The sequence below is a fragment of the Corallococcus terminator genome, from assembly GCF_003611635.1.
GTDB classification, from domain to species: Bacteria; Myxococcota; Myxococcia; order Myxococcales; family Myxococcaceae; genus Corallococcus; species Corallococcus terminator.
Genome location: NZ_RAVZ01000117.1, coordinates 1 through 26,232, shown reverse-complemented (window position 1 = coordinate 26,232; position 26,232 = coordinate 1). Strand labels below are relative to the sequence as shown.

Below are 26,232 nucleotides of genomic sequence, written 5' to 3'. Positions count from 1 at the left end.
CCCCACCACCATCTCCACGCTCGTCTTCGTGGCCAACCTCCAACTGCCCACCACCGCGGACACCAACTTCGCCTCGGCCACCTCCGGCAACATCCACCCGTGCGCCAACCGCTTCCTCTTGCGCACGTACCGCAAGGTGTATGAGTTCCGCGCCGCCCCGGGCGCCGCGTTCGAGACCGCCTTCGCCGCCACCCCCGTCTCCCTGACGGACACCGTGGAGGGCCAGGGCGAGGCCATCGAGTACGACCCCACCGGCACGGCCTATTACACGATGAGCGAGTCGCCCTCGCCCTTCAGGCTCAAGCGCGTCGTGCGCCAGTAGCCGCAATCGCAGTCATGCGTCCGTCGGCCCAGGGCCGCGTCCGGTCTCCATGCCGGGCGCGGCCCGTGGTGCTTCGTGAGACATCCCGGAAGTTTCGCGCGGCGGCGGAATTGTCGTTCTTCCTTGTTTTGCACGTATAATCGCAGTCATGCGATTCTTCCGAACCGGTTTCGTGCGCGCCTTCGCGCTGGTGTCCGTGGTGTGTGCCTGTGGTCCGCAGGAGGGCGCCGACCCGCCCTCCAGCGGTGCGTTGCTCGGGGAGGCCCGTGCCGCGGCGGTGACGGGCCACCGGGCCTTCCGGGTGATGACGTACAACGTGCGGGGGCCGCTGGACACGGGGGTGCGTGCGTGGCCCAACCGCAAGGCGGCGGTCATCCAGCGCATCCTCGCGAACAACGCGGATGTCGTGGGCGTGCAGGAGGCGCAGGCCCCGGCGGGTGGGCCCAGCGTGCCGGCGGACCTCATCGCGGGGCTCACGGGCGCCGACAAGCCCTACGCTGTCTACAATCCGGGCGGTGGCAGTCCGAAGCTCATCTTCTTCAAGAAGAGCCGCTTTGAAACCGCCCCCGAGGTGGGCCAGGGCAACGAAGCGCTGGTCAATCCCTACAGCGCCAGCGCGACGTGCTTCAGCCACGCGGAGGGCAAGAAGATCTCCTGGGTGGGCCTGCGCGACCTGACCTCCGGGCAGGTGTACTTCGTGGCGAACACGCACTTCGCCTACGCGGCGGAGTGTTCGCTGGGGCGGCTCAAGGAAGCGGCGCAGATGGCCGCGTTCCTGGCCTCGAAACCGGGTGGCCTGCCGGTCATCGCGATGGGCGACTTCAACGCGGACGCGCAGGGACAGTCCACGCCGGGGGAGAGCACCATCGAGGACCTGGAGTCGGGGGCGAAGCTGTTCCGCACCGCGCGCTTCGACGGCACGACGGGCGAGGACGACGCCACGTTCAACAACGCGTGGGACGGCACGCCGTCCACGAATTACTCGCGGCTGGACTACATCTTCCACAACGGGGGCGCGCTCACGTCGTCCGCGCCGGGCATCGACCGGACGGAGAGCGGCGGCAACACGCCATCGGACCACTACCCGGTGCTCGCCACCATCCGCCCGGCCATCTTCGCCGCGGGCTCCACCTTCTCCCCGACGCCCAACGGTGCGTCCGCGTCCACGCAGTTGTTCTTCGCGGACGTCACCGGCGATGGCTGCGCGGACCGCATCACGTGGAACTCCACCGTGGGCGAGGGCGAGACGTGGGTGGCGAAGTCGAAGTGCGACGGGGGCTTCGCGACGGCGGTGAAGAACGCGGGCGCGACGAGCGGCGTGGCCACCACGCGCTTCTTCTTCGCGGACGTCACCGGAGATGGGTGCGCGGACAAGGTCCTCTGGCGGCCGACGCTGGGGGATGGCGAGGTGCGCATCTACCCGTCGAAGTGCGACGGGGGTTTTGGCGACCGCGTGTCCGTCTTCCAGGCCGCCAGCCAGAGTGAGTCCACGAGGCTGTTCTTCGCGGATGTCACGGGGGATGGGTGCGCGGACCTGCTGCGCTGGAATCCGAAGGAGCGGAGCGGCGCGTTCGAGACCTTCGTGGCGAAGTGCGGCGCGACGCCGTCCTTTGGCGCGGCGGTGCGGAGCACGGAGGGGGCGAACACCAGCGAGGGCACACGGGTGTACTTCGCGGACGTGGATGGGGACGGCAAGGCGGACCGCGTGCTGTGGAACCCCGCACAGGACGGGGGCCGCACGCGCGTGTACCGGTCCACCGGAGCAGGGGCCTTCGCCTTCGCGTTCGCCCACGACGCGGGCACCAGCGGCGTGGACACGACGCGCTTCTACTTCGCGGACGTGGATGGAGATGGCAAGGCGGACAAGCTCTTCTGGCGCCCCACGTTCCGCCAGGGCCGGATGCAGATCTACCCGAGCGCCGGCACGAACTTCGCGGGCAGCCCGGTGATGGACAACACCGGCTACAGCGGTTCGGAGAACGCCGCCTTCTTCTTCGCGGACATCGACGGCCGGGGCGGCGCGGACAAGGTGTACTGGAACCCGGGCAACTACGACGGGGACACCAAGGTGTTCCGCTCGCTGGAACCGTGACGTGAGGAGCCCAGGTCCGGCGTTGTCGAGGAGGGACAGCGCCGGGCCGGCAGGGGACGTCCAGCCAGCCCTGAAGGCTGACCGAGCGAAGCCACCCTCCGGTGCGCGTCATCCAGCGTTCGCGCTCACGGGAAGGAGTCCACGACGGTGAAGGCCGCGGTGTGCGTCACCGCTCCAGGCGTATGGGGCGATGCCCATTCAAAGCCATCGATGTTCCCGAAGACGAGGCACACCGGATAGCTTCGCCGGTCCGGCAGCTCTGCCCGAGTGTAACGACCCGTCACCTGAGGCCCACCTGTCCAGAGTCGCCCGTGCAGACGGGTCCCCACGGGTAGCTTCCCAAAGCGCTTGATAAGCATGCTGACAATGGGGCCCTCGCGCACGAGCAGTTCTTTCGAGGCAGCGCCCGGCAGGTTGGCGTCCGTGTAGATGTCGGCGCCGCCACCCTTCTCCATGTTGAGTTCACGCATGGCCTCCAGGGCGCCGTCCGGGCAGCGGCTCGGATCGGGACGAACCTGCGAACCCGCGCAGGCAGCGAGTGCGGCCGCGCCCACCAGGGAGCAACGCTTGAGCGCCTGGGAGCGCCCCGCTGGAGAGACAACGGCTGTCTGCCGCGGCGCACGGATGCTCATATCTTCCTTCTCCTGCTGGGTTGGGCTGAGCGGGGGCGTGCCCGTCAGCGGCGCGCGAGCTTGGTCCAGCCGAGCGCTCGGCGCCATTAGTTGGACGGTCTTCACCGGGGCCAGGGTCGAGTCGGGCCGCACGGAGGAGGGGCCCTCCCACAGCTTCCACAAGGTGAGGCCCGCGACGAGCGTTCCTACCAGCAGCACGCCCAGCCCGCCCCGTATCAGGGAGTGCGAAGACCCCGAAGTCCCGCGCCTCCGGACAGCAGCGAGCGCACGGGCCTCGGCTGCGGCCACCTTCTCCGGGTCACGATGACGCAGCTCCCGGGCCTCGCGCCATCGGTGAACTTCCTCCACGTGCCGCGCCCGGGCCTCCCGCAGGGCGACCTCCTGCCCAGGCATCACTGGCCCACGGGCCTCCGCCGCCTCGAACGTCGTGCGCGAACCACTGGAGGTCCGTTCACGCCAGTCGAACAGCGGCGCATCCCACGCCGTGTCAGCCACCGCCAACGCCCTGCGCACTTCACCAGCCAGGACGGCCGCGCCCTCGGGGCGATGCTCGGGCAAGAAGGCCAGCAGCCGCAGGACGACGGACTCCAACACGCCGGGCAGGCGGGGGTTGAGTTCCCTCAGGGGATGCAATCCATGAGGCGACAGAGGCTCCTGGGGCGCGAGCCATTGAAGGGCGGGATATTGATCCGTCAGCAGGTGATGGAAGGTCACGCCGACCGCGTACAGCTCATCCGAGATCGCGTAACGGTAGGGCTCCATGTCCCCAGGCCGACGCTCCGCCAGCGCCCGCCACCGGAGGAGCTGGGGGCTGTAGTAACGCGGACTGCCCGGAGGCAGTTGGGCGGTGGCGGTGAGGGAGGGCGCCCCCGCATACCAACCCGCGCCCCAATCCAGCAGCTTCACCTTGCCGTCGGCCGCGACGAGGACGTTGTCCCCCTTGAAGTCGCGGTGCAGCGCCCCTTCACGGTGTGCGGCGGCCAGCGCCTCCAGCACCTGTACCAGCAGCCTCGCGACCTGACGAGCCGTGGGGTTGCGGGCCAGGGCCCAGTCGTAGAGTGATTCTCCGTCCACGTACTCCATCACCAGATACGGGTGCTCCACGGGTCCCAGCCGCCATGCACCATGCGTCACCAACCGCACCACGGACCGGTGGCGCACGCGGGCCAGCAGTGCCACCTCCCTGGCGAACCAACGCTCTCCGGGGCGCCGCGACAGCTTCAACGCATACAACCGCCCGCGCATGCGTCCCGCCCGACGCACCGAATAGGTGGTCCCGTAGCCTCCCGCTCCCAGCCGCCCCACCACTTCCCAGCGATCCACACGGGTGCCAGGCGGCAGCCATTCCGCGGACAACAGGATCCGCCCCAGCTCCGCCCCGGGGCGTTCGACTTCCGGAGACTCGCTGCTCATAGGGACAATCCCTCCCACCGCACGGTGCGGTCGCCTTGCTCGTTCTGGACTTCCAACACGTAGCGGGAGCCCGGCTCTGAGCCTTCCGGCATGTTCCACTCGACCACGGCCTGGACACTGGTTCCGGGTGCGAGGCGGGCCTCCAGCATCCTGACGGGTGCTTCCAGGATGACACGGCCGGGCGCTCCGCCTTGCCCGACCCGAGCCAGTCGAGCCATGCCGGGCATCCATGGCGGCATGTCCGGGGCATTCTTCAAGGTGAAGGCCACCACCCGTGCGGACAGTTGGCTGTAGACCACCGGGCTTCCCACGACCTCCAGCCCTGGATCCACAAGTCCCGTGAAGAGCCACTTGACCGACATCGGATGGGGTACCAATGCCCCCGTGAGCACCGCGCCTCCCAATCCCGTCTGGGCGCACTGCGCACGCAGGGTGGCGAATCCCGCCTCGGCGGCGGCACTCCGTCCCCGCAGCAGGGTCAGCTCCTCCGCCAGGGCCTCGGCCGACAGGGCGTGACGGGAAACCTCCACGACGGTGTCCACCTCCTTGGGGTCGGTGACGAGCATGAACGCCACCTGCCGGGGTGCGTCCTCGCCCACGAAGCGCGCCGTGACGAGCGGACGGGCTGACTCCGGTAGGCTCACGGAGGGGCGCAGCACCATCACGCCCGGATACACTTTCACCTGGGCGAACAGGGGCGCCAGGGCCTTCGTGTCCACGGAGGATGGCACGATGTCGTCGTTGAACACGACGGTGGTGACCACACCGGGGGCGACTCGCAGCAGGTGCAGTGTCGCGGCCTCGTCGGCCCTGACCACGATCCGGCGCCCCGGTGGACCGCGCTTGTCCGGGGTCCCCGGCTGCGCCAGGGCCGCCGTGCTCAGCACCAGCAACATGATTTGGAAAACAACCTCACGGGATGCGAACACGCTGGTAACCTCCAGAGTCACACCCTACCAGAAGCAGGTGACGTGTCGGAGTCCCCACACCTCAAGCCCATGTCATCCCCTCTCGATGATTTCGATTTCGACGCCCTCTTCCCTGTCATGAGGGTCGCGGGGAGGACGCACGCGGTCTGGAGAGATGCGTCTGGCGAACTCACCCTGGTTCCCTCCGTGACGCCACAGGACCTGGAGAAGCCCCAGAAATGAGCACTCCCGCCTTTCACGTGTGGCATTGAATGACTCACCGCCTGACCATGTCCTCCGCCATGCGCGCCCCACTCCTCGCCACCGTCCTGTTCGCCGCCCTCGCCTCCGCGTCCGTCCGCGCCCAGACGCCCGCGACCACGCCTCCCCGTTCGTACCTGCTGCGTCCGGCGCGCGTCTTCGACGGCACCACGCCCAGGCCCCACACGGGTTGGACGGTGTTGGTCACGGGTGAGCGCATCGTCGCGGCCGGCCCCGCGCAGGGCGTGAAGGTACCCGAGGGCACGGAGGTCATCGACCTGCCCGGGACCACGTTGCTGCCCGGCCTCATCGAGGGCCACTCGCACCTGTTCCTGCACCCGTACAACGAGGCGTCATGGGACGACCAGGTGCTCAAGGAGTCCCTGGCGCTGCGCGTGGCGCGGGCCACGAACCACGCGAAGGCCACGCTGCTCGCGGGCTTCACCACCACGCGGGACCTGGGCACCGAGGGCGCGGGCGATGCGGACGTGGGCCTCAAGCAGGCCATCGACCAGGGCATCATCCCGGGTCCGCGCATGATCGTCACCACACGCGCATTGGTCGCCACCGGCAGCTACGGCCCCAAGGGATTCGCTTCCGAATGGGCGGTCCCCCAGGGCGCGGAAGAGGCGGACGGCGTGGACGGACTGGTGCGCGCGGTGCGCGGACAGATGGGTCGCGGCGCGGACTGGATCAAGGTCTACGGCGACTACCGCTGGGGCCCCCATGGCGAGGCCCTGCCCACCTTCTCCCTGGAGGAGATGCGCCTCATCGTGGAGACGGCCAAAAGCGGCGGCCGTCCGGTCTCGGTGCACGCCAGCACGCCAGAGGGCATGCGGCGCGCGGTGCTGGCCGGCGCGGAGAGCATCGAGCACGGCGACGGCGGCACGCCCGAGGTCTGGAAGCTGATGGCGCAGCGGGGCGTGTTCCTGTGCCCCACCCTCGCGGCGACCGACGCGCAGCTCCAGTACCGGGGCTGGAAGCGGGGCGTGGATCCGGAGCCGGAGTCGCTGAAGAAGAAGAACGCGAGCCTCAAGGCCGCGCTGTCCGCGGGCGTACCCCTGTGCATGGGCGGGGACTCGGGTGTGTTCGCGCACGGGGACAACGCGCGGGAGCTGGAGCTGCTGGTGGCCCAGGGCGTGACGCCCGCGCAGGCGCTCCAGGCCGCCACCTCCGGCAACGCGCGCATGCTGCACCGGGAGGACCGCCTCGGACAGGTGAAGCCCGGCCTGCTCGCGGACCTCGTCGCCGTGCAGGGAGACCCCACGCAGGACATCTCCGCCGTGCGTCAGGTGCGGCTCGTCATGAAGGGCGGCACGCTGTACCGGCGCTGAAACCCAGGCGCCTCCTCAGGGCTTCGCACGTGACGCGCGGGCAAACGCGCTGTCCAGGAGCCCCGCGAGCAGCAACACCGGCGCGGCCAGCACCGCGCCAAACCACGCCAGCACATAGAGCAGGCCGAAGCCCGCGCCCCAGGAGCCACCCACCACCGTGCCGGACAGCACGCCCACGTACTGGCGGCCCCCGGTCAGGTGCAGCAGCAGAAAGACAGCGAAGAGGCCCAGCGAAGCGAGCACGAAGGGATGGCGCATCATCGGTGTGACTCCAGGCGAGGCGACGTCAGGGCCAGACGCCAGAGGGGACCTTCCACCAGCGAATACAGCAGCACCGCGTCCGCGAGCAGGTTGCCCGCGGCGAAGCGCAGTCCGGTCTCATCCCGCACCGGAAAGGCCGCGAAGTGGAGGCTCGTGAGGAGGCCGTGCAGCACGGCCTCATCATCGAACGCCGCCGCCCCCACGAGCGCCAGCCCACTGGAGCCCGCATTGGCATTCACCCATGGAATCGTCGGCCCTGAGTCGATGTCCTGGACCGCCTCCCCGTCCACCGGCCACTCCGCCGCCCACGCGAACCCGAGCGCCTGTCCCATCAACGCCTGACGGGCCCGCTGGTACTGCTCGCGAGCGAAGTCCGCGTCCACCACCTGGAGCATGTGCGCCGCGAGCCACAGCGTGGAGCCCTCCGGCCCGTCCTTGGTCACGCCCTCGTAGGTGAAGCTCGACACGAGCAGGCCCTGCTTCGCATCCATCAGGTGCTCGCGAGCGGACACCACCCACCGGCGCAGCAGCGGGCCGTGGTCGCGCCCATCCACGGTGTCCGAGAGGCGCAACGCCGCGAGCGCCACCGTGTTGCAGAAGGTCCAGCCCTCGTCGGGATAGCTCTCCCCCGAAAGCACGGGCGCGCGTTCCAGTTGGTCGGTGATGAGGTCCACGCGCTCGCGCAGCAGCGGCGCGTAGTCCGCGCGGGGCTCCACCAGTTGGCGGGCCGCGAGCATCAACGCCAGCTCCCCATCCACGAAGAGGCTGCGCCCCGCCGGGTCGCGGAAGGGAGCCCCGTTCACGTAGGGCAAGAAGAAGGCCTCGTGGGCACGACGTTCGTCGCGCAGCGTCCGGGCAATCCACGCATCCACGACGGCCAGGTGCTCCGCCTTCCGCGCGGGCTCCGACAGCGCGAGGTTCGCGAACGAGAGCACGCAGAAGGTGCGCACCATCAGGTCCCACTCCGGATTGGTGCGGTGGAGCACGTCCCGCTCCACGCTCTCTTCCTGGAGTGAGAACACGCGCTGGCGTGAAGCCAGCGCTCCCGCGAGCTCCGACAGGTCACCGGGCGAAAAGAACCAATGGAGCATGGGGAGCCACACCGCCACCGCTACCGCCAGGAAGAGTCCGCGTCGCATGCTCGGAGTGTCGGTCCCCGGACCGCCGGGGTGTGCTCCCCTGGGCCCAGCGGTCGCGCCCGGGGGGCGAACGGTCGCCATGTCCCAACCCGCCGGCCCCGGGTGTCTCAACCTCCATGAAGACATCGGGCTGGAAGTCACTGGGAGTGGGGATGTTCGTGTGGGGGCTGGGCGGAGTCCTGCCCCCTTCGGCGGAGGCGTGCGGCGGCCCCGTCTGCCAGGGAAAGGATGTCCGCGTTGCACGCTCCGCGACCGGGGACGTGCCCGCGAACGTGCCCGCCCTGGTGGCCGTGCACCTCTTCCGCAGGACATTGGACATCGGAAGCGTCCGGCTGCTCACGGCGGAGGGTACTCCCGTGGAGGCGACGGTCACCTCCGGCGCCCTCGGAAGCGCGGCCCTGGTGCCCACCGAACCGCTCGTCCCCGGAAACACCTATCGTCTGGAGGTCGCCAGCCCCTGCACCCACGAGACCCAGACCGAGGCCGCGACCTTTAGCGTGGGACCGGCGCTGCCGCTGCCGGGTGTTTCAGGTGTCCTGGAGGCCGGGACTGAACAGCACAGGCCCCTGCAGGTCTACGGCGGTGCGATGTGCTCGGTGGAGGTGGAAGGCAGCACGCGGGTGCTGGGCTTCACCCCCTCGCCGGAGCTGGTACCCTTTCTTCCGTGGGTGCATTGGACGCTGAAGGTGGATGGCCAGCCCTGGGCCCAGGCGGAACATGGCGCCGTGGGCCCCACGGGCGACTTCACCGTCGCGAACCGGCTCATCTTCACGCGCGACCTGCTGCGCCTCTTCACGGTCTGTGAAGACTCGGCGGCCGTCGAGCGCCCCAGCGACCCGGGCCTCGCGCCCGGAGTGCATGTGGCCACGCTGCAACCAGTGCTTGAACACTCGGGGATCGCCCTCCCACCGATGGAGGTCTCCTTCACGCAGACGTGCCCGGAGCCCCCCGACCCTGGCGAGCTCCCCGACCCTGTCGAGCCCACCGACCCTGTCGAGCCCGCCGACCCTGTCGAGCCCACCGACCCTGCCGACCCTGCTCCCAAAGAGGAGGGCTGCTCCCAGGCAGGCGGGGGCCTCACGGCGGTGGGGCTCCTCACCACCCTCCAGTTCTGGCGATACCGCTCCCGCACGCGCCGGACCTGAGCATTGTCCCATTCCGCCGGGCTCGGGTGTCTGATGAGGCATGCTCGGACACGCCTGGAAATCGGTCACGGTGGGGACGTTCCTCCTGGGAATGGGAGTCGTCCTCCCTCCTTCAGCGCAAGCCTGCGTCGCGCCCAACTGCATGCGAGGGGTCCGCTTCCCGCTCCCACCGGACAGCGGGAGCGTGCCCACGAACCTTCCAGGGCTGGTGGTCGTCCCGCCGTTGCTGGAGAGCGTGGATCCCGCCACCGTCCGGCTGCTCCTGAAGGATGGGACGCCGGTGTCCGCGACGGTCACGGCGGGCGCCCACTCGACCCAGGTCCTGGTCCCGGAGGCACCGCTGGTGGAGGGGACGGAGTATCGCCTGGAGGCGACGGGCGTCTGCACCTTCCAGGGGAACCAGACCGCGGAGACGACCTTCACCGCGGGCGCGGCCCTGCCACTGCCCACGACGTTGGGAAGCCTGACGGCGGAGGCACCGCGCCGGGGAACCTTCGTCGTCTACGGGGATTCGAACTGTGGAAACACGCAGCAGGAAGGCGACTCCACCAGCCTGAGCTTCACGCCGTCACCGGAGCTGGTGCCCTTCCTGCCGTGGGTGAGCTGGACCGTGCAGGTGGACGGAGCACCCTGGTCCTATGCGAAGCACGGCGGGGTGACCACGAAGGGTACAGAGAACTTCGACACCCGCCTGTATGAGTACAACCGCAGGCTGTTCTTCCTCTACACCGTCTGCGAACAGCTCCAACCCCAGGTCCCGAACACCGGCCTCGCGCCCGGCCGCCACCGGGCCACGCTCCAGGGAACGCTGGAGCACGCCAACCTCACGCTGCCCCCGCTGCACGTGGACTTCGAATTGACGTGCGCCCAGCAGCCGGTGGATCCGGAACCGGAGGAGCCCGGCCCGCCTTCTTCCAGTGAAGGCTGCTCCCAGACCGGCGGAAGCCTCACGGCCCTGGGCCTCCTGACGACGCTCCGGCTCTGGCGGCGACGCGCGTCCCATCTTTCTCATTAAGGCTCAACTTCCAGTTCGCCGCCCAGGACGGTCCTTCTCTATGCCCAGTTCCAAGAGGAACTGCTCGAAGCGAAGTTGCCACCCTCCATTGTGAGTCAGTCGATCAACGTAAAAATCAGCGGACCTGTCCTTGAGTTCCTCGTGATGCTCGATAACCTGAGCCCGAAGCACATTGTCCAGCCCTTCTCGCTGGTAGACGAACGTCGCATTGCCTGTCTTTGAAAATTCCACCGCCGAATAACTACTGAACGAAAGGCAGAATGCGCTCACATCTCCACTACCGGAGAGCCGTTTCGCCCTTCGAAATGCAGCCTGCTGTTCCAAGGGCAAGGTCGCCAAATTCCTGCGCAAGCCGTCGTATGTCGCTGAATCGAGCCAGCAGGTAGTCTTTCGAATGGAACCGAGGTAACGCAACCAGAACCGTCGGCGGTCCTGCTCGTGCATTGCTCGCTCGAAAAAGAACTCCAAATCCTGCTGAATGAGCGCAGTAAGAAATTCATCGAAAGCGGCTTCATTAAGGCTTCGGACCATTTTCCACGCACGCGTCAACTCCGTAAGGCGCGGATCCCCGAAAACGCTGTCCTTGGCAATGAGACGCTCCTCCAGACGCCCCCGAACTCCTGCTTCGGCCTGACCTCGCGCCCAACACTCCAGCGAAGCAGCGATCACCGCCACGCGCGCCTCTAACGGAGCTGTCGCTGCAACTTCGTCCATGTTGTTGTGCGGCATCCAAGCCCGTCCGACTCGGTCGTCCACAAGAAACTTCAAGCCCTCCGAGACGTCTTGTCGTCCCTGGAGTCTCCGGCGCAGGTGCTCGGCCACGACGTGCCCCGTGTAGTTCACCCCCGGCTTGAGACCCAGGTTCCTGAGCATTTCGACCACCTCTTGGAGAGGTCGGTTGAGCCAATGCTTCGCCAGGATTCGAGGTCCCTCTTGCCCAAGGGCGCTCTCGATGGACATGGGCAGCCCCCACCGCAATGAACCTGCATCCACGGGGCACTTGCCCGCCAGCCGCGCCCACGCGCCTTGCTGAGGCTTTTCCTCGAACGGACTCCAATCCCGGAGGCGCTGTCGGACCAGACGAGGCAAGCTCTCTGGGCTCCTCGAGAGAAACCAGTCCATGCGATCCAACCCAACCTCACGCCACAACGCTGGAACGGCGCGTTTCTCCCGGCGGGAGAGACTTGAGAGGTCTCGCGAGTCCAGCTTCTTGAGCACGGCCTCCACGTTGAGTGTCTGCCGCGTCCGCTGCAATCGCTCGGGCTCGCGATCGTCCGACCGCGACTGGGCTTCCTCCACACGCACAGCAAGCTGAGCCACTCCATTCTCGATTTGCTGGTGAAAGACGCTTAGCCCCGCCAAGAAGGTCTTCTGTCGCGCTCGCACTTCATCCAGCCAGGAGTCCAATCCCATGGTGCCTCCTACAGCCTCAGATCGCCGCGGACGCGAATCACGAGCCTTCGGTTGGAAGGTTCGTTGCCGGCCGTACCAGGACGAGGAGCCGTCTGCCCACGCCCTGAAACCACGAAGTTCGCATCCAGGCAGTCCCTCTCATACCCCGCATCCTTGAGCTGACTGCGAACTGTGAAGAACACTTCCTGCGCACGTGACGCGCTGGCGCGAACATTGTTCTCGAAGCTGAACTGGGAGACCCCGTAGCGGACACCGCATTCCCCACTGGTCCCGAGAAACGGTCGATCATCCGTGTGCCCTTCAAGAATGATCGAAGGCTCTGCCCCCGCATCGCGCATCGCATCCACCGCCTCGCAAACACGATGGATGAGGGGAACAGCGCCCCGCTCGAACTGCTCGACGTATGCAGCGGGAGTGCGGCATTGCCCGAGACCGAATTGGAGATTCTTGAACTCGATTTCCAGCGCGTTCACGCCACCGTCCAGCCCGCTCAGCGCAATGAACCCCCCATCAAGTTCGGCATCCAGCGTTACAAGATCATCTCTCAACGAGAAGAGTGAGGCTTGAACGCCATCTTTCTGCGAGTCCACCTTCCCGATAGCCACCTCCTTTTCGCGGATGGCCTCTTCCTTCTGCTTTCGCGCCTCAAGGATGAAGATGACTGCTAGCAAAAGGAATACGACCGCGACTCCCGCCATCAAGTCCGCGAGGGACCGGTCACTGCTCTCCCCCGAGGAGCTCACGATTTCCTCACCTGTTGGCGCAAGGCCTCCTTGAGCTGCTGTACCGTCTCGGTCAGATCGTCCACGCCCTGAACAAGTTCGCCAGAGGTCCTGTCCACCACGGAGTCAAGCCTACGCATGACTTCGGTCCACTGACTGCTCAGGACCTGGGCCTGCCGGCTGACGGACTCTTCATAGGTGCGCGTCAATCCGCTCAGCACTGGAGTCACTTGAGCAAGGGCCTGCCGCTGAGCATTGAGAAGTGTCTCCTCCTGCTTGATCACGCCCGCCCGCTCCTGGGTAAGCTTGTGGAAGACAGTGGCGGTTTCGATCAGCCGTTGGGCGACCTCCTCCATCTTCGTCGAGACACCGCTTGCCTTGTTGTGGGTCTCGCCGGCGCCCCGAGTCGCCGCCACCAGTTTCTCTGCGGCCTCCCCCATCTGCTTCGTCACGCTCCGCAGTCCTTCCTGGGTTTCGCCCATGACCTTGGCGAACTCCTTGGACTGAGCCTGGAAGCCGTCCATACCCTCCATCGCAATATGGCGCAGGCTCTCGACCTGATGGTTCAACGCTCCCGACTGTTGCACCGTACTTTCTTGGACGCGGTGGGTGACCTGGGCAGCAGCTCCAACCATCTGCTTGGAGCTTTCCCTCATTCCATCGAGAACCTCTTTGAAGCTGCTCACGATGCCGGAAACACTGCTCTCCAGTTGGCTGAGCACCTGCTGGTTCTGCTGCCCCAGTTCATGTGAGGCCATCGTCGCACCGCGAAGCACCTGGGAGACGGCCTTTTCCATGTCATCCCGAACCCGATCGAAGCTTCCCACGAGTTCGGACACCTTCTCGCCCAGGGTCTCGATGGCGCGATGGTTCTCGCTGCCCCATTGCCGTGCGTTGTTGCCCAGGGTCTGGGTCATCGCCTCGAACTGCTTCTCCAGTCTCGGAAGGACATCAATGAGTCCGGCCATTTGCTGCGCCATGTCTTGGGACTGAGAATGGAAGCCGCCCGACACCGTATCCCGGAGCTGCTCAAGAATGCGTCCGAGGTCGTGCTCCTGCCTCCCAGCAACCGCCTTCTGGATAGCATCCAGATGCTCGCGAACCGTCGCCATTTCCTGCTGGAGCGCCAATGTGAACCCCGAAGCGATGGAGCGCTGCAGGTCCGCAGCGATATCCCTCACGGCCTTCTCGACCGCCGAAAGCTGCCGGGTGATGACGTCGCCGACCTGCTCCTTCATCATCGTTCCGAAGTGGGTCTTGACCTCCACTCCGATGTCCTGGATGGACACCTCAACGCTCTCCAGGTGTTCGAGTCGATCCGAAAGCTCCCGGCGGGTCTGGGCGATTTCGCCTTTGAGTTCGCCCAACGCGACCTTGCTTGCGGAAGCCAGTGCGATCTCGTGCGCATCCAGCGTCTGGGTGGTGCGCTCGAAGCTCACCCGCATCACGTCCAGCCGGCCCAGCAGGCTTCGCTCAATGGATGAGGCAATCGCCTGGAAGAGGAATGAACCAACAAGTCCCGCAGCGGAAACGAAGAACTTGGCGCCCATCTTGCCGATGGCCTGGGAGAGCAGATCCGCCTGCGAATTCGCTCCCAGTCCCGTACTTGTCAGGGCCTGCTGAACGGGTCCAACCAGCACGATCCCCAGCAGCCCGAAGGTCATCACCAGAGCAATTCCCGTGAGGTTCCTTCCAAGTCCATGGCCCCAGGAGTGACGAAACAACGCTCGAGTGGTTTCGCGAAGTTCACGCGATGGTGACGACCGCATGAGGATCAGTCCTGGAACCGCCTGCTTTCCGGGAGGGAAAACAAGCTGTTCGCGAACGGCTCGCCAAAGTGCGCGCCCCTCAGTCCTGGAATCTGGTTCCTGTCGCCGTCCTGCGAGGAGTTCGTCCAGGTTGCCTTCCACCGCCTGAATGGCGCCTACCAGCCTGTGCCAGCGCCATACGACGAGGCCAACCGAAGAGGCCACCAGCACCGCGATGATTCCGAGGGTTTGCGGTACGGTGACGTCCTGCAATATCGACATGACGGACATGGCTCAGCATTCCCCCTCTTGAAAAAACCCTGCGTACTGCTGCGCATCATCCGGATCAGGTGACAGGAAGTCGCGAGCCAGCGAACGCTTGCGCTCAACGAGTTCGTGAAGCCGCAGGTCAAATCCCGCCTCCGGCCGTCCCTGACGGTGAAGAAGCGGATAATAAACGTGAACGGGGCGCACCTGACCGATGCGGTGAGCACGGTCCGTGGCCTGGTCTTCCTTCGCGGGATTCCACCAGCGCCCGTAATGGATGACATGGTTCGCGGCAACGATGTTGAGGCCGGCGCCTGCCGCCAGGGGACTCAAGAGAAGAACCTGGAACCCCTTCGCCTTCGAAAAGGCGTCGATGGATGCCAGCGCCGTCCGGCGGTTCTCTGGCTCTCCATTGATGATGGGGACGCTGTCCAACCGAAACTTCTCTTCGATGAGGCGCGCCAAGAGTTCCTGCATGGCACGAGAAAGGACGAACACCAGCGCCTTCTCCGATCGTTCACCATGGCCCTGGCTCTCCACCTTTGCCAGCAGCTCCAGACAGAGCCGGGTCTTCGGGCTCTCTCGGAGAGCGGTCTCGACCGACATCCCTCTTGAGTCCGAAAGCAGGGCGGGATGCTGGTAGAGCTTCTGCAGCGCGGCCAGTGACCAAAACGCGCCTCGCTTCGGCGCCTGCTGGGCAATGAGCCGCTCCTGCTCCTCCTGGAGGGCCGTCATCTCCACGGCATTGCTTTGATAGATTTTCGGAGGGAGGTCCTTGAGAGCCTGCGCCTTTTCACGCCGAAGAAGCGTGCATTCATCCGAGGGGTATCCCAGCCGGAGTCGAAGGCTCGCGCCGCCTTGGTCCCCGGAGTGATCAGCGCGAAAGGAGGACCGCGCACCAAAGACACGTGGCTCTCGGCTCTGGATCGCGTCATAGACGGCCCAGACGTCGAACAACTCGTTCTCGACCGGGGTGCCCGTCAGGGCGATCGCGAAGGACCGCTTGAGCGCACGGGCTGCACGGGAGCGCAACGTGTCCGGATTCTTGAGGTTGTGCGCCTCGTCGAAAACGACGACGTCAAAGTCCACCTTCAACAAGGAGCGCTGATAGGCCCCGAGCGTTTCGTAGTTGGTGAGGATCAACCGCTGCCGCGAGAGGAACTCGGTATTGAGTCCATCACCACGCTTGACGGCGCTGAGGTCCGCGCCATGGAGAATGAAGGGCTTCTCCCAAACGTGCTCCTGGAAGAAGCGTGCGAGTTCCTGCCTCCAGTTGTCGAGCAGGATCGTGGGACAGACCACCAGTTGCGGACGTAGACCGCCACCGCCGCCAAGCAAACGGAGGGTCAGGAAGCAGGCGACTTGCAGCGTCTTTCCGAGCCCCATGTCATCCGCGAGCAGAACCCCCGGAGAATGGGTCTGCGCGTGGCGCCACAGCCATGCAAGCCCCTCCTGCTGATGGGGCTTGAGCGTGACACCTGGGCAGAAGGCGGTTCGTAGAAGGCCCCACGGCACTGGATTCAAACTCTGCGGAGTCCTTCCCGAACCCTCCTTCGTTGCCCCCAACTCGAGAACAATTGCAGCCTCCCTCCCTTTGGAACGCGGCCCTGCCTCCAGCGCCACGCCGGACTCATCACCCTCGGGAAGCTGCTCCGACAGTTTGAGCGCCGTGCGGAGCTGGCGCCCCAGGGCTTCACTGGGAAGGATTCGATGCCCTCCAACGGTTAGGGCGCTGGTGGGTGCCTGCTTCAGCGCAGCATCGTTTCGCGTCAGGAGATCCATCGACTCCTCGCGCGACCGCAATTGGATGCGGAGCGGTTCCGACCCGTCACCCTGCCCGACATGAATCGTCAGCCCAAAAGCACCGGGGTCCGTTGGGGGATCAATCCAGATGAGACCGCTTGCTTCTCTTCCCGCCCCTGGCTGTCTCCCACGGAGGAGTTCGAACCCCGCGACTCGCTGCGAGTACTGCGAAAGATCCAGGATGGAGTCAATGTCCCGACCTTCGGGAACAAGGAGCGTGGGGTCTTCCATCTCCTTCGCCACATCGCCGACAAGACGACGTTGCAACGGACGAACCTTTTCAAGCACCTCTTCCGCCCCCTCAGGAAGCAAGAGGGGTCGACGACTGTCGCTGCCTGCAATTCCCCCTGAACGGATCGAGGACAGGGGTAATGGAGCCTGCGCGCCATCCTTGAGAACGGCATACGAGCGTAAGGAGACAACGTCTTCGGCGTCCGGCTCTGACTCCCACCGCAGTCCCACCCGACTCACGACCTGAGGCTCGAAGGTCTTGAGGAAGCCTGAAGGAGTGAAGTGGATACGACCTCCCATCAACTGGGATGCGTCGTCCAACAAGCTGCGAAGTCGCGCCAGCACCGACAGTTGATCCTGTGGCGAAGCATGGGTCGCGGTGCGCGCCTCGGAACAAGCCCATGCCGCTGTTGGAGACAGAGGGAGGGCCCTTCCATCTCTGGTAGTTACATCCCAGGGGAGAACCTCCCATGCCACCGGGAGCGGCTCATCATCGATTCGTACCTTGTACTGCGTCCGGGATCCGCCCGGAACGCCTACTACGTCGCAGCGAATGTCCTGCCGCTCGATCCCGAGCAGGTCCATGAGCAGATGCTGCAGCGAGGCCCATTCCTCCCGAAGACAGTCGCGTTCTTCTTCGTCTGCGCCTTTGTCAATAGGGCGTCCGAGCGAGGCCCATTGCTCCCTTGAAAAGCGAATCTTCTGGACGTCGTACCAGCCCTTTGACGTCCACTCGTCCCGTCGGAGGCGGACGCGAGAAGCGAGGTCAGGGGTCAGATGGAGCAGGGAGATGCACAGCTGGTCTGACTCAACGGACCAGCGAGAGGACGAGGCGTGAGGGCTTGAGTTCACGGGCCTGGCAGGGAGCCTTCAGTCGAGACTGACAAGCATTCCAGATTGCCCCAGGGTTTGAAAGCCCAGGCCAGAAGGCTCGCTTCCCATGCTCCGCCAACCCTCGTTCACCACTGTGGATTGCCGTAGGGCCCCAAACCTACCCATCCAACTAACCAGCAATTCAAATTTTCATAGCAAATCAAGTATTGAGGAAGGAATTTCCGTCCTACCTCAGCAGAAGGGGTCGCAAAGGAACCAGGCCCGAGATCAGGAGCGCAACACTGAGCGGACCATTAGCCCTACTGGGACTGTGGACGCCTTCTGCTGAACGCTGCCCTCCCCTCCCGTAATCACCCGACCCGCGCGGGACGGGCCTGAGTCCCATCAGATATTACCCGGGTAAAATTTACACCCATTAATACCCGGGTAATATCTCGCCATGTCTTCGCCTTCCGCCCGCTGGACCGCCTTCGCGGGACAGCGCCTGCTTGCCTCCGGTCCACCGGCCGAGGTCGTCACTGCGGCCCGCCACGCGCTCGACGCGGGCGACTCTGAACCGCTCCTGCTGTTCGATGACGCCACGGGCCGTCCAGTCGACTTCCACCTGCGCGGCTCCCTCAAGGAGGTGCTCGCCCGCCTCCAGTCGGCGCCAGCGCCGACAGAGGAAGGCTCCGAGCCCCGAGGCCCCGGACGTCCGAAGCTGGGCGTGGTGGCCCGCGAGGTGACGCTGCTGCCTCGGCATTGGGAGTGGCTGGCCACCCAGCCGGGCGGCGCCTCCGTGGCGCTGCGCAAGCTGGTGGAGGCCGCTCGCGCGACGCACGGCGACGCCGACCGCGTCCGTCAGGCCCAGGCCGCCGCGGACCGATTCATGACCATGATGGCTGGCAATGCCCCGGGCTACGAGGAAGCGGCGCGCGCTCTCTATGCCGGCGACCGCACCCGCTTCAACAAGTGGACCCGCGCATGGCCAGATGACATCCGCGACTGCGCGCGCCGCCTCGCGGCCCCCGCGTTCGTCAGGGATGCGCCGTGAGTTCCCCCGTCAATCGCCAGTGGGTGTTGCGGGCCCGTCCCCGGGATGAGGTCTCCGCTCGCTGCTTCGAATTGCGCGAAAGGCCGGTGCCCACGCCAGGGCCCGGTGAAGCGCTCGTCCGCGTCCTCTGGCTGGCCATTGAACCCACTCAACGCACGTGGCTCAACGAACACGAGACGTACACCCAACCCGTCGCGCTCGGAGAGGTGATGCGAGGCGCGGGCGTCGGACAGGTCATCGTCTCCCGGACGGAGCGGCTCGCGGTGGGCGACCACGTCGCGGGACTGACGGGCTGGCAGGACTACGTGTTGACCGGAGACGCGGGCCTCTTCGGCTTCAACAAGGTGCCGGACGGCATCGACCCCAAGGCGATGCTGAACCTCTACGGCGCGAGCGGACTGACCGCCTGGATTGGCGTCACCGACATCGGCCGTGCGGCGGCGGGCGAAACGGTCCTGGTCTCCGGCGCCGCGGGCAGCGTCGGCTCCATCGCGGGACAGGTGGCCCGGCTCCGGGGCTGCCGCGTCATCGGCATCGCGGGCGGACCTCGCAAGGTGGACTGGGTCACCCGGGTCGCCCGGTTCAACGCGTGCATCGACTACAAGTCAGAGGACATGCGAGCGCGGCTCCGGGAGCTGGCGCCCCAGGGCGTGAACGTCGTCTTCGACAATGTGGGCGGCCCGGTGCTGGAGGCCGCGTTGGACCACCTCGCGCGCGGTGCACGGGTGGTGCTCAGCGGCTCCATCGCCTCGGGCTACAAGGACGATAGCTACGGCGTCGCGCCCCGCAACTACATGCAGCTCGCCTTCCAGCGGGCGCGGATGGAAGGCTTCATCTTCCTCGATCACATCGCGCACTTCCCCGAGGCCTTCCGCGAGCTGTCCACCTGGTCCGACCAGGGGCAGCTCGTCTGCGCTGAAACCCTCGCCGAGGGACTGGAGCAGGCGCCCACAGCCCTGCGGGGCCTGTTCGAAGGCCACAACCTGGGCAAGCAACTGGTGCGCGTCGCCGCACCGGACTGAGCACCGGGGCTGCGCTTGGACGACCGCCGGGAGGATGTGCTTCTGTCCTCCCGGATCCTCCACCTCCGCCGGGAGCCACGAATGAACCTCCAGACCACGCTGACCGCCGTCCTCGCCGTCGCCGCGGGCGCCACCACGGCGGCTCGTGACCCCGCGCAGGACGAGCGCGACCTGCTCAAGGTCGAAGCCGCCCTCTGCCGTGCCTTCGAGACCGGCGATGCCGACACCCTGCGCAAGAGCCTGGATGCGCGCTTCACGCTCACGGACTCGCAGGGCACGGTGACGAACCTGGAGCAGAACCTCGCGGAGGTGGTGAAGAAGGATCCCGTCTACGAGGTCTTCCGCAACCATCACCAGAAGATCCGCCTGTACGGCGACGCCGCCATCGTCACCGGCATCACCACCCTCAAGGGCCACTCCGGCAAGACGCGCTTCGAAGGCGACTTCCAATTCACCGACACCTGGGTCCACCGCGAAGGCCAGTGGAAGCTCGCCGCCAGCCACGTGACCCGGATGCCCAAGCCGGCTCCCACCCCGTGAGCCTCTTCGGCGCGAAGCCCGCGCGCCCCGCCTGACTCACTCCGCGACGGGCGCGTCCTCCTCCGTGAGGGGAGTGTACGGAGCTTCCATCCCCGCGCGGCGCCGGTCGAGCTGCTCCTGGATGACCCGGAGGATCTGGATGCAGCAGACCACCGTGACGACGGAGCACAGCGTCGTGCCAAGGCCAATGGCATAACCGGCGGAGGCCGGCGCCCCCTCGATCGTCCCCGCCTTGTCGAACGTCTGTTGCTCCATCCGGTTGAGCAGCCGGGCCAGGATGTTCGTGCCCCACCAGAGGGACAACGGCAGGCTGGCGGCCAGGAAGGTGCCCCCTACCTGCTCCGCGATGGCCTTGACGATCTGATAGGGCTTCACGAGGCTGGCGAAGGGAATGAACCAGAAGGCGACCGCCCAGGCCGGACTGGTCCCGATGTCCTGGCCCCAGGCCTTGAGCTGACGCACCACCCGGTGCAGCCACATCAAGAAGAAGACCTGCGCGGCGATGTCCATCACCCCGCTCACGATGCCCAGCCGGGCATACAGGACCCGCATCGCGTCCAGGTCCACGCCCCCCTCGGGGCCGAAGACGACCCAGAGTCCCAGGGGAAGCGACAGCGCGGTGATGGCGGCGGAGATGCCCAGCGCCCAGGTCGCACGCCGCGCCCGGACGCGGGAATCCGGCACCGCCAGCGCGGCCTGCCGCGAGCACTCCCGGCACTGACCGCCTTCGCGCTCGCACCAGGAACAGACATACCTCCCACAGCGCTCACACGTCCGCACCGCCTCCCGGGCGGGATGGCTCGGACACATGGGCTGGGATTCGACTTCCCCCTCGACGGCATTGAGCATGTGGAGAGGAATCTGGCCACCTTTGGCAATCCTTCGTCAATCCACCCCGGGTCCTGGCAGGGCGCGTCCTGGAGTCCGCGCGGGTTGCCTCCCCACCGGCGACGGGCGAGCCTGCCCCGCATGGAGATGCATCAGGTCCGTTACTTCCTGGCGGTGTCGGAGGCGCACAGCTTCACCCGCGCGGCGGAGCGCTGCCACGTGTCACAACCCACGCTGACCGCCGCCATCAAGAAGCTGGAGGCGGAGCTGGGCGGGCCGCTGCTGCTGCGCGACCGGGGTGGCGCGAAGCTCACGCCCCTGGGCCGGCTGGTGTTGCCCCGGCTCCAGCGCATCGACGACGAGAGCCGGAGCGTGGCGCTCATCGCGGAGAACCACCGCCGGCTGAAACAGGTGCCCCTGCGCGTCGGGGTGCTGTGCACCATCGGTCCCGCGCGCCTGTCCGGCTATCTGGCGGCGTTTCGCGCCGTGGCGCCCGGGGTGGAGGTGGAGCTCCAGGTCGGCACGCGCGACAAGGTGCTGCGACACCTGGAGGAAGCGGAGGTGGACCTCGTCATCACCCACGCCGCCGCACCCACGCCCGACTGGTGCGTCGTCACCCCGCTCTACGACGAGCGCTACCTCGTCGTGCTTCCCCCCGGCCATCGCCTGGCCGCGCAGGACACCGTGCGGCTGGCGGAGCTGTCCGACGAGCCCTACATCGACCGGCTCTCCTGCGAGATGCGCGAAGAGGTCGGGGCGCTGTGCACCTCTCGCAAGGTGGCGCTGTACGCCACCTATCGCACCGAGCGCGAGGAGTGGGTGCAGAGCCTGGTCGCCGCGGGCGTCGGCTTCGCCTTCATGCCTGAACACTCGCTGCTGCCCGGCGCCGCCACCGCGCGGCCCCTCGTCGAACCGTCGCTCCAGCGCACCGTGTCCCTGCTGCGCTCCGGGGACCGCACCACGCCGCCGGTCGCGAAACTCTTCTGGCGCACCCTGCTGGAGAGCGCGGGCCGCCCGCGTCCGGGCACCTGAAATGAAGACGGGCGCGAGCCACCCCAGGAGGTGCACCCCGCGCCCGGATTCCTCAAAGTCGGCTGACGCTCAGCGCTTCACGGCGAGCACGTCCACCTGCTCGATGACCGGCGGCTTCGCGAGCAGCTCCGGCGCCTGCGCCATCAGGGCCGCGGCCACCTTGCCGCCCAGGTGCGCCTGACGGCCCGCGTCGTCGGGGAACGTGTCCACGATGCCGAACGTGGTGGGCGCCAGGCGAATCGCGTACCAGTGCAGGGTGGCCGGCTCGTCGCGCACGATGGGCAGGCCTCCCTCCAGGAACTTCTGCACGTCGCCCTCCTTGCCCGGCTTCGCCTCCAGGATGACGACCAGCGCCTTCTGGTCGGTCATCTCCGGAGTGCCCGGAGCCTTCACGGCCAGCAAGTCCACCTGCTGGATGGACGGCGGCGTCGACAGGAGCTCCGGCGCCTGCGCCATCAGGGCCGCGGCCACCTTGCCGCCCAGGTGCGCCTTGCGGCCCGCGTCGTCAGCGAAGGTGTCGAAGATGCCGAAGGAGGACGGACCGAAGCGCAGCGCGAACCACTGCGCCGTCGCCGGCTCCTCGTGGACCAGGGGCAGGCCTCCCTCCAGGAACTTCTGCACGTCACCCTCCTTGCCCGGCTTCGCCTCCAGGCGCACCAGCAGGCCCACGTGCACGTTCTCCGCCTTCTGCGATTGCGTCGTCGTCGTCATGGATTCACCCGTCGTGCTCTTGTTGGAAGACGCGCAGCCCAGCCCCATCAGCGAGGTGGTCAGCGCGAGCAAGGTCATGCGGTACGGCGTCAGGAAGGCATTCATTGAAGGCTCCAGGGCCCAGGGGGTGTCGGGGTGCGCCGGGGCGTCACCGCGACGTGGACACGTATAGACCTCGCTTCCGGCCACCGTGAGAGCCCTGGCGCCAATGGATCGATAGTCATCACCTATGCACGAAAGCCTTCGGGATGACGGCCGGAGGCGGCAGGCAACCTCCCGCTCAGTTCCCGCCCGCGGCCTTGGCCAGGCACGCCCCCAGACGCCGCGTGGCCTCCGGGATGCGCGCGGTCGGCAGCGCGCCATAGCCCAGCACCAGCCCGGGCCGGGCGCGGGGACCGGCGTAGTAGCGCGAGAGCGTGACGAGTCCGACATCCGCCGCCCGGGCCCGCGCCACCGTCTCCCGCTCCAGCTTCAAGCCGCCCCGCCGGAACGTCGCGCACAGGTGCAGGCCCGCGAGCGACGGCACGACCTCCAGCCAGTCCGCGCAGTGCCGCGCCAGCCCTTCCTCGACGCGCGCATGTCGCTCCGCGTATTCGCGCCGCAGCTTCCGGATGTGCCGCGCGAACATGCCTCCGTCGATGAAGCGCGCGAGGGCCGCCTGTTCGGCGAACGGGCCGTGCCAGTCCATCACGCGCCGGGCCAGGCGCAGCTCCCGCTGGAGTGAAGGAGGCGCGATGAGGAATCCCATCCGCAGCCCCGGCAGCAGCACCTTCGAGAACGAGCCGACGTAGAGGACGCGACCGGAGCGGTCCAGGCCGTGCAACGTCTCCAGGGGCCGGCCTCCGAAGCGGAACTCGCTGTCGTAGTCGTCCTCGACAATCACCGCGTCGCGTTGCCTGGCCCACTCCAGGAGCGCGCCGCGCCTCGCGGGAGACAGGGGCATGCCCAGCGGGAACTGGTGCGAGGGCGTGACATAGACGAGCCGCGCGGAGTCCGGCAGCGCCCGCACGTCGAGCCCCTCCGCGTCGACGGGAACGGGCACCACGCGCGCCCCCAGGGAGTGGAACACCTGTCGCGCGGGGGGATAGCCCGGCTCCTCCACCGCGACACAGTCTCCCGGTTCGATGAGCACCCGGCCCACCAGGTCGATGGCCTGCTGCGCGCCATTCGTGATGAGGACGTCCTCCACGTCCGCATGGACCCCTCGCGCGACGCCGACGTGCCGGACCACCGCTTCGCGCAACCCGCGATGCCCCACCGCCTCCGCATACCCCCCGGGCAGCGCGGCGGCACGGAGCTGGCGCGCCACCAGCCGCCGCCACATATCGAAGGGAAAGTGCCGGGCATCCGGCACCCCGACGTCGAAGCCATGGCCCGTCGGAGGCCGTCGCTCGGGTGGATCCGGCTGCTCGCGCCAGAAGGCCCGGGCCCGCAGCCGCACGCGCGAGGCCTGTCCCTTCCGGGCCTCCCGGGGAAGGGGCTCGCCCTGCACGAAGCTGCCCGCCCGCGTGCGCGCCTCCAGGAGCCCTTCGGCGGTGAGCCATTCGTACGCCAGGCTCACGGTGTTGCGGGACACGTCCAGGCGCAGCGCCAGCTCTCGGGTGGGCGGCAAGCGCTCCCCTCTGCGCAGGCGCCCGTCGAGGATGGCCGCGCGCAGCTCCCGGTAGATGGTCCCGGACAGGTCCCTGCGGTCCTGGAGGTCGACGTGGAAGTCCATGCGGAATGCTCCCACGGATTGGCCCAATGGGATTCATCATTCCTGGCCCTGTCACGGGTCCAGGAACAAGGCACCCTGCCGTCATGAACCCATCCATGGACTTCGCGTCACACCCCATCGACTCCGACCGCATGCAGTGGACGCCGATGGGGCCTCCCGGGCTCTCCTTCAAGCCGCTCCGCTTCTTCCGGGACGGCAGTGGCTGGATGTACCTCTTCCGGCTGGAGCCCGGCACCCGCATCCCCCGGCACCGCCACACCGGCGAGGCGCACGGCTTCAACGTCGCGGGCCGCCGCCAGCTCCTCGACACCGGCGAGGTGATTGGCCCGGGCACCTACGTCTACGAGCCGCCCGGCAACGTCGACAGTTGGCAGGTCGTCGGTGACGAGCCCGTGGTCCTGCTCATCAACGTGCGAGGCGCCATTGAATACCTGGGCCCGGAGGGTGAAGTGCTTGGACGGGTGACGTCCGCGGACCGGCTGGAGACCTACCGCCGCTGGTGCGAGGCGACCGGTGCCGCGTTCCTCGCCACCGTCGAGGAATGACTCAGGGAACGCGGATGCCGTGGCGCAGGAGCGGCGCCTTCACCTGCGCCTCCACGGTCTCGTGGGTCACCGCGATGTAGTCCTGGGACTCCATCCAGCCCAGCGCGTTCACGTGCTCCAGGAGGAAGCCCTCGCGGGTGACACCCTCCTTCGTGGAGCTGCGAAGCTTCTCCCAGAGCGGCGCCTGGGCATCCAGCGTTCGCCGGGCGACGCGCCCCAGCCGCTCCTTCTCCGCGGACCCCAGCTCCGGGGCAATCCAATCCAGATACAGGAACCCCAGCCGCCCGTGCAGCGCCTCCTCCTGGACGAGCGTCGTGAGCACGGCGCGCGTCAGGGGATGCGACGTCGCGCGCAGGCAGCCCGACAGCAGCGCGAAGGAGAGCGTCTCCCCCACGCAGCACACCTGGACGATGAGCTCGCTGGCGCGCTGGAGGAAGGTGAGGGACGGGTCGAAGGCCACGGCGAAGGCCGCCGGGTCGTACGACAACTGGGTGCCTCCCCCCAGACACATGGCCATCCGCGCGCACAGCTCCACGTGGTGGATCTCCTCGGAGGGGAAGCGCGCCGCCAGGCTCCACAGGTCCAGCGGGACGCGCGCCTCGCCCAGCACCTGCACGAGCTGCCCCATGACCGTGGCGCTCCCGAACTCGTTGAGGGCGCGCAGGGTCCAGGAGTGCCGGGCCCGCTCCACCAGCAGCAGCGGGTAGCAGGACGGGTCCATCGACGCCCAGGGATAGCGCTGCGCGAGGTCCCCCGTGGCCCGCTCATGCAGGGTCAGCGCGGGACCGTCCGTCAGGTCGATTTCGAAGAGTTCGGAGGCCATGGCTCACACCGTCCTACGGATCCACCAGGGTCCCGCCGTCCGTCCCGGCATCCGTGCCCGCGTCGGCGTCCGGCCGGGGTTCCCCATCCACGCCGTTGCTCGGGTCGCAGTCCCAGTCATAGAAGCCGCTGTCGTAGATGCAGGGCGCCGGGTTGGTGGTCATGAAAGGCTCGCACCCGGAGACCGCGAGGGCCGCACCGGCGGCGGAGGCGGCCAGGAGCCTCCGGCCCCTGCGGCGTCGCTCCGGCGCGGCGGGCTCGGACGGGGTGGTGGGAGGTGACGACGCATCCTGCTTCCGGGGGGAATCGCTCATGGCTCACTCGCGCTTCGCCGGCCCGACAGCTCGCGGAGAATGCTACCCGAAGCCCCCGTGACGTGTCATTCCACGCAGGCCCACAATCCTGAAAGGACACGCGACGATGCCCCCCAGGCCCACCCCTC

General features: G+C 67.3%; 22 protein-coding genes and 1 pseudogene. 10 read left to right on the top strand and 13 right to left on the bottom strand.

Annotated features, from left to right (window positions below; genetic code table 11):
- Both D7V88_RS18300 and D7V88_RS18295 read left to right on the top strand, forming a co-directional pair.
- Positions 1-322 (top strand): annotated as a pseudogene (locus tag D7V88_RS18300) (cell wall anchor protein); the annotation flags it as partial.
- 148 nt (positions 323-470) lie between these two features.
- Entirely contained in the window at positions 471-2,414 is a 1,944-nt protein-coding gene (locus tag D7V88_RS18295) for an FG-GAP-like repeat-containing protein (RefSeq protein WP_120541928.1), read from the top strand.
- A gap of 125 nt (positions 2,415-2,539) precedes the next feature.
- Here D7V88_RS18295 and D7V88_RS18290 read toward each other — a convergent pair whose 3' ends face one another.
- Together D7V88_RS18290 and D7V88_RS18285 are read right to left on the bottom strand one after the other, a co-directional pair.
- Positions 2,540-4,459: a serine/threonine-protein kinase gene (locus tag D7V88_RS18290; RefSeq protein ID WP_120541927.1), complete on the bottom strand. Its 1,920-nt coding sequence runs from the start codon at positions 4,457-4,459 to the stop codon at positions 2,540-2,542.
- Positions 4,456-5,355 (bottom strand): DUF2381 family protein, encoded by a 900-nt coding sequence (locus tag D7V88_RS18285; RefSeq protein WP_120541926.1) that lies wholly within the window; start codon positions 5,353-5,355, stop codon positions 4,456-4,458. Before D7V88_RS18285 ends, D7V88_RS18290 begins: the two co-directional genes overlap by 4 nt.
- A 314-nt stretch (positions 5,356-5,669) precedes the next feature.
- Between D7V88_RS18285 and D7V88_RS18275 the strand changes: the two genes are divergently transcribed.
- Positions 5,670-6,962, top strand: a complete 1,293-nt coding sequence (locus D7V88_RS18275; protein WP_120541932.1) for a metal-dependent hydrolase family protein — start codon at positions 5,670-5,672, stop codon at positions 6,960-6,962.
- A gap of 15 nt (positions 6,963-6,977) precedes the next feature.
- On the opposite strand, the gene D7V88_RS18270 is transcribed toward D7V88_RS18275, so the two are convergent.
- The gene (locus tag D7V88_RS18270; RefSeq protein ID WP_120541924.1) at positions 6,978-7,223 is read right to left on the bottom strand and encodes a hypothetical protein; all 246 of its coding nucleotides are present in this window, start codon (positions 7,221-7,223) and stop codon (positions 6,978-6,980) included.
- Positions 7,220-8,362, bottom strand: coding sequence for a linalool dehydratase/isomerase domain-containing protein (locus tag D7V88_RS18265; RefSeq protein WP_120541923.1), 1,143 nt, complete (start codon positions 8,360-8,362; stop codon positions 7,220-7,222). The genes D7V88_RS18270 and D7V88_RS18265 overlap by 4 nt, the downstream gene beginning before the upstream one ends.
- A 116-nt stretch (positions 8,363-8,478) precedes the next feature.
- Between D7V88_RS18265 and D7V88_RS43065 the strand changes: the two genes are divergently transcribed.
- Together D7V88_RS43065 and D7V88_RS18255 are read left to right on the top strand one after the other, a co-directional pair.
- Positions 8,479-9,507 (top strand): hypothetical protein, encoded by a 1,029-nt coding sequence (locus D7V88_RS43065; protein WP_158625103.1) that lies wholly within the window; start codon positions 8,479-8,481, stop codon positions 9,505-9,507.
- Between the two features lie 184 nt (positions 9,508-9,691).
- On the top strand, positions 9,692-10,522 hold the full coding sequence (locus D7V88_RS18255) for a hypothetical protein (RefSeq protein ID WP_244238229.1): 831 nt from the start codon (positions 9,692-9,694) through the stop codon (positions 10,520-10,522).
- Positions 10,523-10,525: 3 nt separating this feature from the next.
- Here D7V88_RS18255 and D7V88_RS18250 read toward each other — a convergent pair whose 3' ends face one another.
- From D7V88_RS18250 to D7V88_RS18230, 4 genes are read right to left on the bottom strand one after another with little or no spacing between them, the layout of a single operon-like run.
- Positions 10,526-11,935, bottom strand: a complete 1,410-nt coding sequence (locus tag D7V88_RS18250; RefSeq protein ID WP_120541920.1) for an EH signature domain-containing protein — start codon at positions 11,933-11,935, stop codon at positions 10,526-10,528.
- Positions 11,936-11,943: 8 nt separating this feature from the next.
- Entirely contained in the window at positions 11,944-12,678 is a 735-nt protein-coding gene (locus tag D7V88_RS18245) for a hypothetical protein (RefSeq protein ID WP_120541919.1), read from the bottom strand.
- Positions 12,675-14,696, bottom strand: a complete 2,022-nt coding sequence (locus D7V88_RS44455) for a coiled-coil domain-containing protein (protein WP_244238228.1) — start codon at positions 14,694-14,696, stop codon at positions 12,675-12,677. Before D7V88_RS44455 ends, D7V88_RS18245 begins: the two co-directional genes overlap by 4 nt.
- Before the next feature lie 3 nt (positions 14,697-14,699).
- Positions 14,700-17,051: a DEAD/DEAH box helicase gene (locus D7V88_RS18230; protein WP_244238227.1), complete on the bottom strand. Its 2,352-nt coding sequence runs from the start codon at positions 17,049-17,051 to the stop codon at positions 14,700-14,702.
- 928 nt (positions 17,052-17,979) lie between these two features.
- On the opposite strand from D7V88_RS18230, the gene D7V88_RS18225 reads away from it, so the two are divergent.
- From D7V88_RS18225 to D7V88_RS18215, 3 genes are all read left to right on the top strand, one after another.
- On the top strand, positions 17,980-18,573 hold the full coding sequence (locus D7V88_RS18225; RefSeq protein ID WP_120541917.1) for a DUF2239 family protein: 594 nt from the start codon (positions 17,980-17,982) through the stop codon (positions 18,571-18,573).
- Positions 18,570-19,595 (top strand): NADP-dependent oxidoreductase, encoded by a 1,026-nt coding sequence (locus D7V88_RS18220; RefSeq protein WP_120541916.1) that lies wholly within the window; start codon positions 18,570-18,572, stop codon positions 19,593-19,595. Before D7V88_RS18225 ends, D7V88_RS18220 begins: the two co-directional genes overlap by 4 nt.
- An 81-nt stretch (positions 19,596-19,676) precedes the next feature.
- Positions 19,677-20,135 carry a nuclear transport factor 2 family protein gene (locus tag D7V88_RS18215; protein ID WP_120541915.1) on the top strand — a complete coding sequence of 153 codons (459 nt, stop codon included), beginning with the start codon at positions 19,677-19,679 and terminating at the stop codon, positions 20,133-20,135.
- A gap of 36 nt (positions 20,136-20,171) precedes the next feature.
- Here the strand turns inward: D7V88_RS18215 and D7V88_RS18210 are convergent, their stop codons facing one another.
- Positions 20,172-20,984: a DUF4328 domain-containing protein gene (locus tag D7V88_RS18210; RefSeq protein ID WP_120541914.1), complete on the bottom strand. Its 813-nt coding sequence runs from the start codon at positions 20,982-20,984 to the stop codon at positions 20,172-20,174.
- Positions 20,985-21,104: 120 nt separating this feature from the next.
- On the opposite strand from D7V88_RS18210, the gene D7V88_RS18205 reads away from it, so the two are divergent.
- Complete coding sequence (locus D7V88_RS18205; protein WP_120541930.1) at positions 21,105-21,995, top strand: LysR family transcriptional regulator; 891 nt, start codon at positions 21,105-21,107, stop codon at positions 21,993-21,995.
- Positions 21,996-22,064: 69 nt separating this feature from the next.
- On the opposite strand, the gene D7V88_RS45655 is transcribed toward D7V88_RS18205, so the two are convergent.
- Both D7V88_RS45655 and pdxR read right to left on the bottom strand, forming a co-directional pair.
- Entirely contained in the window at positions 22,065-22,811 is a 747-nt protein-coding gene (locus tag D7V88_RS45655) for a putative quinol monooxygenase (RefSeq protein ID WP_244238226.1), read from the bottom strand.
- A gap of 175 nt (positions 22,812-22,986) precedes the next feature.
- Positions 22,987-24,423, bottom strand: a complete 1,437-nt coding sequence (gene pdxR / locus D7V88_RS18190; protein WP_120541913.1) for a MocR-like pyridoxine biosynthesis transcription factor PdxR — start codon at positions 24,421-24,423, stop codon at positions 22,987-22,989.
- Positions 24,424-24,506: 83 nt separating this feature from the next.
- Here pdxR and D7V88_RS18185 point away from each other — a divergent pair, with 83 nt between their 5' ends.
- Positions 24,507-24,968 (top strand): cupin domain-containing protein, encoded by a 462-nt coding sequence (locus D7V88_RS18185; protein ID WP_120541912.1) that lies wholly within the window; start codon positions 24,507-24,509, stop codon positions 24,966-24,968.
- Position 24,969: 1 nt separating this feature from the next.
- On the opposite strand, the gene D7V88_RS18180 is transcribed toward D7V88_RS18185, so the two are convergent.
- Together D7V88_RS18180 and D7V88_RS18175 are read right to left on the bottom strand one after the other, a co-directional pair.
- The gene (locus D7V88_RS18180) at positions 24,970-25,791 is read right to left on the bottom strand and encodes a ferritin family protein (RefSeq protein ID WP_120541911.1); all 822 of its coding nucleotides are present in this window, start codon (positions 25,789-25,791) and stop codon (positions 24,970-24,972) included.
- Between the two features lie 13 nt (positions 25,792-25,804).
- Positions 25,805-26,104, bottom strand: coding sequence for a hypothetical protein (locus D7V88_RS18175; protein WP_120541910.1), 300 nt, complete (start codon positions 26,102-26,104; stop codon positions 25,805-25,807).
- Positions 26,105-26,232 lie beyond the last annotated feature (128 nt).

Bases quoted from the DNA above. Each gene is read 5' to 3' on its own strand.
- D7V88_RS18175 (WP_120541910.1), bottom strand. From the start codon at position 26,104: ATGAGCGATTCCCCCCGGAAGCAGGATGCGTCGTCACCTCCCACCACC.
- D7V88_RS18270 (WP_120541924.1), bottom strand. From the start codon at position 7,223: ATGATGCGCCATCCCTTCGTGCTCGCTTCGCTGGGCCTCTTCGCTGTC.
- D7V88_RS18285 (WP_120541926.1), bottom strand. From the start codon at position 5,355: ATGTTGCTGGTGCTGAGCACGGCGGCCCTGGCGCAGCCGGGGACCCCG.
- D7V88_RS18205 (WP_120541930.1), top strand. From the start codon at position 21,105: ATGGAGATGCATCAGGTCCGTTACTTCCTGGCGGTGTCGGAGGCGCAC.
- pdxR (WP_120541913.1), bottom strand. From the start codon at position 24,423: ATGGACTTCCACGTCGACCTCCAGGACCGCAGGGACCTGTCCGGGACC.
- D7V88_RS18215 (WP_120541915.1), top strand. From the start codon at position 19,677: ATGAACCTCCAGACCACGCTGACCGCCGTCCTCGCCGTCGCCGCGGGC.
- D7V88_RS18185 (WP_120541912.1), top strand. From the start codon at position 24,507: ATGAACCCATCCATGGACTTCGCGTCACACCCCATCGACTCCGACCGC.
- D7V88_RS44455 (WP_244238228.1), bottom strand. From the start codon at position 14,696: ATGTCCGTCATGTCGATATTGCAGGACGTCACCGTACCGCAAACCCTC.
- D7V88_RS18265 (WP_120541923.1), bottom strand. From the start codon at position 8,362: ATGCGACGCGGACTCTTCCTGGCGGTAGCGGTGGCGGTGTGGCTCCCC.
- D7V88_RS18275 (WP_120541932.1), top strand. From the start codon at position 5,670: ATGCGCGCCCCACTCCTCGCCACCGTCCTGTTCGCCGCCCTCGCCTCC.
- D7V88_RS18250 (WP_120541920.1), bottom strand. From the start codon at position 11,935: ATGGGATTGGACTCCTGGCTGGATGAAGTGCGAGCGCGACAGAAGACC.
- D7V88_RS43065 (WP_158625103.1), top strand. From the start codon at position 8,479: ATGAAGACATCGGGCTGGAAGTCACTGGGAGTGGGGATGTTCGTGTGG.
- D7V88_RS45655 (WP_244238226.1), bottom strand. From the start codon at position 22,811: ATGAATGCCTTCCTGACGCCGTACCGCATGACCTTGCTCGCGCTGACC.
- D7V88_RS18210 (WP_120541914.1), bottom strand. From the start codon at position 20,984: ATGCTCAATGCCGTCGAGGGGGAAGTCGAATCCCAGCCCATGTGTCCG.
- D7V88_RS18295 (WP_120541928.1), top strand. From the start codon at position 471: ATGCGATTCTTCCGAACCGGTTTCGTGCGCGCCTTCGCGCTGGTGTCC.
- D7V88_RS18225 (WP_120541917.1), top strand. From the start codon at position 17,980: ATGTCTTCGCCTTCCGCCCGCTGGACCGCCTTCGCGGGACAGCGCCTG.
- D7V88_RS18180 (WP_120541911.1), bottom strand. From the start codon at position 25,791: ATGGCCTCCGAACTCTTCGAAATCGACCTGACGGACGGTCCCGCGCTG.
- D7V88_RS18290 (WP_120541927.1), bottom strand. From the start codon at position 4,459: ATGAGCAGCGAGTCTCCGGAAGTCGAACGCCCCGGGGCGGAGCTGGGG.